Annotated in this window: 1 protein-coding gene and 2 pseudogenes; all 3 read left to right on the forward strand. The window is 67.3% G+C overall.

Translation table 11 applies throughout. The annotated features are described in order from the left end of the window. Positions 1-122: 122 nt before the first annotated feature. Positions 123-296: pseudogene (locus tag QWJ41_RS20670) on the forward strand (transposase); the annotation flags it as partial. Positions 297-673: 377 nt separating this feature from the next. Further along, a complete protein-coding gene (locus QWJ41_RS20675; protein WP_439117350.1) occupies positions 674-2,113 on the forward strand; it encodes an IS30 family transposase in 1,440 nt (479 codons plus the stop codon). Further along, positions 2,040-2,330, forward strand: a pseudogene (locus QWJ41_RS20680) (integrase core domain-containing protein); the annotation flags it as partial. The gene QWJ41_RS20675 and the pseudogene QWJ41_RS20680, both read left to right, overlap by 74 nt. Positions 2,331-2,448 lie beyond the last annotated feature (118 nt).

A 2,448-nucleotide genomic window follows, 5' to 3' on the forward strand; every position in this document is an offset into this window, starting at 1 on the left:
CAGAAAGGACCCCGCCACCACCTGACCCCCCCGGGAGCCAACCCCGGAACCGATGCATTGACCCGGAGGGTGGGGCCAAATCAAAGCAGCACAGTGGGGCCAAATGGGCTTGTCATTCTCACGTGGGGATCTTCCCCAACGCCGCCGCGGTCGTACGCCTCGTCGGCGCCATCCTCATCGACATGCACGACGAATGGATCGCCGGCGACCGCCGCTACCTATCCGAGGAGTCCATGGCCCTGCTCGCCGACACCATGGATACTGAAGAACACGCCGCCATCAACAGCGGCGAGTAGGGTACCGAGGACCACCTCAAAGCCCACCACCCCGCGGGGCTCTGTCGCCCACTCGGCGCAGCCGAGGAAGGGGCCTTAACCTCGCAAGGCGGTCAGGCAGACGACTTCGTGTCGGGCAGATCCCATGACCGTCAGCGGGCAGTTCTCATGTCCGCCAGCGGGCAGCTTCGTGGCCGTCTCCGGGCAGTTTCTCGCGGCCGCCGACAGACGACCAAGCAGACCGACCTGGTGATGATCCCGCTGCGCATGGCGCTCTGGCAGCGCGAACGAGAAGGACACCCCACCGAGCCCGGCGAGCTGATCCATCACTCGGACGCGGGGTCGCAAGGCGGATTCAACCGGTCGTCGCAACACCTCGATCACGGAGGTGTTCAGGGATGGCGACAGGGCACTGGAGCAAGAAGACGAGCGATGCGCCCGAGGTGCTTCGTCGGCAGTGGCGTGCTGATCGGGCGCTGAGGCCGGCCATGCGCTCGCCGGGCCGGCCGGACCCGTCGCGGGTGGTGCAGCGGCAGTTCTGGCGGCTGATAGCCACGGGCATCACGACGGCGGAGGCGTCGATCGCCGTCGGAGTGTCGGTCCCGGTTGGGATGCGCTGGTTTCGTCACGCTGGCGGGATGGTGCCGATCAGCCTGGCCGAGCCCGTAGGCCGCTATCTGACTTTCGAGGAACGCGAGGAGATCGCCATCCTGCGCGCCCAGCACAAGGGCGTGCGTGAGATCGCCCGTGCGATCGGACGTGACCCGGGGACCGTCTCACGCGAGCTGCGTCGCAACGCCGCGACTCGTGGCGGTAAGCAGGAGTACCGCGCGGTGGTGGCGCAGTGGAAGGCCCAGCAGGCCGCCAAGCGCCCCAAGACCGCGAAGCTCGTTGACAACCCGCGGCTGCGGGACTACGTCCAAGACCGGCTCGCCGGGCACGTCCGCCGCCCTGACGGCACGATCGTCGCGGGTCCGACACCGCCGCCATGGAAGGGGCTGAACAAGCCGCACCGGGCCGACCGGCGCTGGTCGCTGGCATGGAGCCCGGAGCAGATCGCGCAGCGGCTGAGGATCGAGTTCCCTGATGATGAGTCCATGCGCATCAGCCATGAGGCGATCTACCAGGCGCTGTTCATCGAGGGCCGAGGCGCCCTCAAGCGCGAGTTGGTGGCGTGCCTGCGCACCGGCCGTGCGCTGCGCACGCCCCGCAAGCGGTCACAGAACAAGCCCGTCGGGCACGTCAGCGCCGACGTCGTCCTTTCCGAGCGCCCTGCAGAGGCGGCTGACCGGGCCGTGCCTGGCCATTGGGAGGGGGACTTGATCATTGGCACCGGCCGCTCGGCGATCGGGACGCTGGTCGAACGGCGCTCCCGCTCCACGATGCTGGTGCACCTGCCTCGCCTGGAGGGATGGGGCGAAGAACCGCGGGTCAAGAACGGGCCCGCACTGGGCGGCTACGGCGCGGTCGCGATGAACACCGCGCTTACCGCGTCAATGACGACGCTGCCACATCAACTGCGCAAGACGCTGACCTGGGACCGCGGCAAGGAACTGTCCGCGCACGCGGAGTTCGCCATCGAGACAGGCACGAAGGTGTACTTCGCCGACCCGCACTCGCCCTGGCAGCGACCCACGAACGAGAACACCAATGGTCTGCTGCGCCAGTACTTCCCCAAAGGCACCGACCTGTCCCGATGGAGCGCCGAGGATCTCGAAGCCGTCGCGCTCGCGATCAACAACAGGCCCCGGAAGGTCTTGGACTGGAAGACACCGGCGGAAGTCTTCAGCGAGCAGCTACGGTCCCTCCAAGACCCCGGTGTTGCATCGACTGGTTGAACCTGCCCAATACACGTCGGTGCGGCTGACCGAGCATCTGGCACTCGAGGAGATCCGGCCCTCGACCGGCTCGGTCGGCGATGCCTACGACAACGCCCTCATGGAGTCGATCAACGGCCTCTACAAGGCCGAGTGCATCCGCACCACCGTCTTCCCTGACGGGCCTTACAGGACCATCGCCGACGTCGAGTACGCCACCGCCGGCTGGGTCGATTGGTCACGATATGCAGGTGATCCGTTCCCGGGTCGTCAGGACTCGGGAGGAGGGTTGCCGTATCGATCGGGGACTCCTCCATGGTCTTCACGCCGTGTCTGCTGCGCACACCTCGTCCGGG

The sequence above is a fragment of the Nocardioides cremeus genome, from assembly GCF_030518195.1.
GTDB classification, from domain to species: domain Bacteria; phylum Actinomycetota; class Actinomycetes; order Propionibacteriales; family Nocardioidaceae; genus Nocardioides; species Nocardioides cremeus.

What these genes read in the sequence shown, in the direction of transcription:
- QWJ41_RS20675 (WP_439117350.1), top strand. Translation starts at nt 674, where the DNA reads ATGGCGACAGGGCACTGGAGCAAGAAGACGAGCGATGCGCCCGAGGTG.